Annotated in this window: 4 protein-coding genes; all 4 read right to left on the bottom strand. The window is 62.4% G+C overall.

From position 1 onward, the window contains the following. Positions 1 to 2: 2 nt before the first annotated feature. Positions 3 to 1346, bottom strand: a complete 1344-nt coding sequence (gene glnT / locus AC4FS3_RS28390) for a type III glutamate--ammonia ligase (protein WP_283177264.1) — start codon at positions 1344 to 1346, stop codon at positions 3 to 5. A gap of 106 nt (positions 1347 to 1452) precedes the next feature. After that, a complete protein-coding gene (locus AC4FS3_RS28385; RefSeq protein WP_491023321.1) occupies positions 1453 to 2796 on the bottom strand; it encodes an FMN-binding glutamate synthase family protein in 1344 nt (447 codons plus the stop codon). A 5-nt stretch (positions 2797 to 2801) separates the two neighbouring features. After that, entirely contained in the window at positions 2802 to 3485 is a 684-nt protein-coding gene (locus AC4FS3_RS28380) for a protein GlxC (protein ID WP_491023320.1), read from the bottom strand. A 1-nt stretch (position 3486) separates the two neighbouring features. After that, positions 3487 to 4377 carry a class II glutamine amidotransferase gene (locus tag AC4FS3_RS28375; protein ID WP_283177261.1) on the bottom strand — a complete coding sequence of 297 codons (891 nt, stop codon included), beginning with the start codon at positions 4375 to 4377 and terminating at the stop codon, positions 3487 to 3489. Positions 4378 to 4457 lie beyond the last annotated feature (80 nt).

Here is a 4457-nt window from a genome sequence, read left to right as displayed (position 1 = left end):
CCTCAGATATCGAGAGTATTTTGTTTTTCCCATTGTGTGAAATGGCCGCAATATTCGTTCCATTCCTGGGTTTTCATTTTGATGAAGGCGTTTGAGAATTCCTCGCCGAGGGCGGCTTTGAGGCCTTCATCGGCGTCGAAGGCGCGGATGGCGTCGAGGAGGTTCAAAGGCAGTTTCGGCGCGTCTTTGATCAGATGGCCTTCGGTGTAGAAATTGATGTCCGAGCGCGGGCCCGGATCGGCATTGGTGCGGATGCCGTCGAGGCCGGCGGCAAGGATGACGGCCTGCATCAGATAGGGGTTTGCGGCGCCGTCGGGGAGGCGGAGCTCGAACCGGCCTGGGCCGGGGACGCGGACCATATGGGTGCGGTTATTGCCGGTCCAGGTCACCGAATTCGGGGCCCAGGTGGCGCCTGACGAGGTGCGGGGCGCGTTGATGCGCTTATAGGAATTGACCGTCGGGTTGCAGATCAGCGCCAGCGCCGAGGCGTGTTTCATGATGCCGCCGAGGAAGGCGCGGCCCTTATCGGAGAGGCCGAGCTCTTTGCTGTCATCGGAAAACGCGTTTGCCTTGCCGTCCATGGTCCAGACCGAGATATGGGCATGGCAGCCATTGCCGGTCTTGCCCATCAGGGGTTTGGGCATGAAGGTGGCGCGCAGCCCGTATTTCTCGGCCAGAACGCGGGTCATGAATTTGAAGAAGGCGTGCTTGTCGGCGGTGGCCAGCACATCGTCATATTTCCAGTTCATCTCGAACTGGCCATTCGCGTCTTCATGGTCGTTCTGATAGGGTTCCCAGCCGAGATCGAGCATCGCATCGGCGATCTCTTTGATCAGGTCATAGCGGCGCAGGATGGCGTTCTGATCATAGCAGGGCTTGACCGCATCGTCGAATTCATCGGCGACGGCGGAGCCATCGGGGTTGAGCAGGAAGAATTCCGGCTCGACGCCGGTTTTGACGCGCAGGCCCAGCTCGGCGGCTTCATCGACCAGCTTCCTGAGCACATTGCGCGGCGCCTGGTCGAGGGGCTTTTCCGACATGACCGGGTTCGAGGCGACCCAGGCGACTTCGGGGTTCCAGGGCAGCTGGATCACGGTCGAGGGGTCGGGGACGGCCAGCATATCGGGATGCGCCGGGGTGACGTCAAGCCAGGTCGCAAAGCCTGCGAAACCGGCGCCATCCTTGCACATGCCCTCGATCGCGCAGGTCGGCACCAGCTTGGCGCGCTGATAGCCGAGAAGGTCAGTGAAGGAGATCATGAAATAGCGGATGCCGCGTGCTTCGGCATATGCCTTCAGTTCGGCACCGGTCTGCGGCTTTGCGCTTTGCCCTTTGTCCAAGGCCATTTTGTTCGATTCCCTGTTGTTTTGATGCAGCTGGCCCGTCGAGGGGCTGGCCCGATGTTGTGAAAGGGAAAGCCGGCCCAGATCCGGACCGGCTTTCCAAAGCAGTTCAGTAGCCGCCGCGCCCCGGGATCCAGCTGGTTCCCGCGAGTGGCACGCCCGCCATGGCGGCAGATTCCACCGTCAGCGCGCAGAGATCCTCCGGCTCGAGATTATGGACATGGTTCTTGCCGCAGGCCCGCGCGATGGTCTGCGCCTCCAGCGTCATCACCTTGAGGTAATTCGCCAGACGCCGCCCCGCCTGGACCGGGTCGAGGCGCTTTTGCAGCTCGGGGTCCTGGGTGGTGATGCCGGCGGGATCCTTGCCCTCATGCCAGTCGTCATAGGCCCCGGCGGTGGTGCCGAGCTTCTGGTATTCGGCTTCCCAATGCGGGTCATTATCGCCAAGCGCGATCAGCGCGGCGGTGCCGACCGCGACCGCATCGGCGCCAAGCGCCAGGGCCTTGGCCACATCGGCGCCGGTGCGGATGCCGCCCGAGACGATCAGCTGCACTTTGCGATGCATGCCCAGATCCTGCAGCGCCTTCACCGCCTGGGGCAGTGCAGCGAGCGTCGGCTGGCCGACATGTTCGATGAACACGTCCTGGGTCGCGGCGGTGCCGCCCTGCATACCGTCGATCACCACCACATCGGCGCCCGCTTTGACCGCCAGCGTCGTGTCGTAATAGGGCCTTGCGCCACCGATCTTGATATAGATCGGCTTCTCCCAGCCGGTGATCTCGCGGATCTCGAGGATCTTGATCTCGAGGTCATCGGGGCCGGTCCAGTCGGGGTGACGGCAGGCCGAGCGCTGGTCGATGCCTTTGGGAAGGTTGCGCATTTTTGCAACCCGGTCCGAGATCTTCTGACCCAGCAGCATACCGCCGCCGCCCGGTTTGGCGCCCTGGCCGACCACCAGCTCAATCGCATCAGCGCGGCGCAGGTCATCGGGGTTCATGCCGTAACGCGAGGGCAGATACTGATAGACCAGGGTCTTCGAATGGCCGCGCTCTTCGGGGGTCATGCCGCCGTCGCCGGTGGTGGTCGAAGTGCCCGAAAGCGTCGCGCCCCGGCCAAGCGCCTCTTTCGCCGCGCCCGACAGCGCGCCAAAGCTCATCCCCGCGATGGTGATCGGGATATCCAGCGTGATCGGCTTTTTGGCGAAACGGGTGCCGAGGACCACTTTGGTCTCGCAGCGCTCGCGGTAACCTTCCAGCGGATAGCGCGAGATCGAGGCGCCAAGGAACAGGAGGTCGTCGAAATGCGGCAGCTTGCGTTTGGCGCCACCGCCGCGGATGTCATAGATGCCGGTCGCCGCGGCGCGGCGGATCTCGGAATTGATCTCCTGGCTATAAGTCCAGGACTGGCGCGGCACGGTCTGCGGGATCACTTTTTGCTCGTCTTTCATGGGCATGATCCTCAATAGGCCGACGCATTGTCGATGTTGAAGTTATAGAGTTTGCGGGCCGAGCCGTAGCGTTTGAACTCTTCGGGCTTTGCATCCGCCCCGGCACGCTCCAGCAGGTCCTGGAGGATCGCGATATGCTCGGGGCGCATCTCTTTCTCGATGCAATCGGCGCCGAGCGATTTGACCGAGCCGCGCACGAAAAGCCGCGCCTCGTAAAGGCTGTCGCCAAGCGCGTCACCGGCATCGCCCAGCACAACCAGATTGCCCGATTGTGCCATGAAAGCCGACATATGGCCGATATTGCCATGCACGACGATATTGATGCCCTTCATCGAAATGCCGCAACGCGAGCTGGCATTGCCTTTGATGACCAGAAGCCCGCCATTGCCGGTCGCCCCGGCATATTGGCTGGCATCGCCCTCGATCACGACGGTGCCCGACATCATATTCTCGGCCACACCCGGGCCCGCCGAGCCCTTCACGGTGACGGTCGCCTGCTTGTTCATGCCGGCGGTGTAATAGCCGGTCGAGCCCTTGACGGTGACTTCGATCGGGGCATCAAGGCCGACGGCCAGCGCATGGCTGCCCTTGGGATTGGTGATCTCCCAGGCGGTGGCATTGGTCTGGCCTTTGGTGGCCTGCAGCGTCGCGTTCAGGTCGCGCAGCGTGGTGGTTGCAAGGTCAATCGTCTGCATATCAGTGCTTCCAGAAATAGACGGTTGCGGGTTCCGGTTCCCAGACGCGGGCGTCCTCGATCCCCGGCAGGTTCACCAGCGCGCGGTATTCCGATCCGAAAGCGACATATTGATCGGTCTCGGCCATGACCGCCGGTTTGCAGGCGATCGGGTCGCGCACCACGCCGAAGCCGTCTTTGGTGCCGACGACGAAGGTGTAGAACCCGTCCAGCACATCCAGACCGGCGCGCAGCGCGTCACCAAGCTCGACGCCCTGGGCCAGCTGATGCGACAGCCAGGCGGCAGCGACTTCGGTATCGTTCTGGGTCTCGAACGTCACGCCGTCGCGGATCAGCTCGCGGCGCAGCGAATTGTGGTTCGAGAGCGAGCCGTTATGGACGAGGCATTGATCAAGCCCGGTCGAGAACGGGTGTGCCCCCATGGTGGTGACCGCCGATTCGGTTGCCATCCGCGTATGGCCGATCCCGTGCCGGCCCGACATTTTGGAGACGCCAAAGCGCGCCGCCACATCCTTCGGCAACCCGGTCTCTTTATAGATCTCGATCGAATCGCCAGCGCTCATCACCCGCACATCCGGCCGCAGAGCCGCAAGGGCCGCCCGCGCAGGCGCGATCTTATCCGCCGCAAGCGTCAGGATCGCATGGCTGTCCTTGCGCGAAAGCGAAACCTTCGCCCCGATCGCCGCCCCGAGATCCGCCTCAAGCGTCGCAAAATCGCGATCCGCAAAGGCAGACTGAACCGTCAGCTTGCCCCCTGCATCATCGCCGTAAATCGCGATCCCCGCAGAATCAGGACCGCGATCCGTCATCGTGATCAGCATATCCGTCAGCAAACGGCCCAGATCGGGCTCCAGCGAACGGTCCTTCAGAAAAAGTCCAACAATCCCGCACATCGAAGCGGCTCCCTATTAGCTCTGGCGCAAAACAATCCTAACAACCAGACAAACAAACACACAAGAAATAAAGTTGAATG

This window comes from Pseudogemmobacter sp. TB195 (assembly GCF_058313095.1).
Note: the sequence above shows the minus strand (reverse complement) of the source record. Positions and strands in the feature narration are given on the sequence as shown.

Excerpts from the sequence above, each read along its gene's own strand:
- glnT (WP_283177264.1), bottom strand. The coding sequence starts at position 1,346 with ATGGCCTTGGACAAAGGGCAAAGCGCAAAGCCGCAGACCGGTGCCGAA.
- AC4FS3_RS28385 (WP_491023321.1), bottom strand. The coding sequence starts at position 2,796 with ATGCCCATGAAAGACGAGCAAAAAGTGATCCCGCAGACCGTGCCGCGC.
- AC4FS3_RS28375 (WP_283177261.1), bottom strand. The coding sequence starts at position 4,377 with ATGTGCGGGATTGTTGGACTTTTTCTGAAGGACCGTTCGCTGGAGCCC.
- AC4FS3_RS28380 (WP_491023320.1), bottom strand. The coding sequence starts at position 3,485 with ATGCAGACGATTGACCTTGCAACCACCACGCTGCGCGACCTGAACGCG.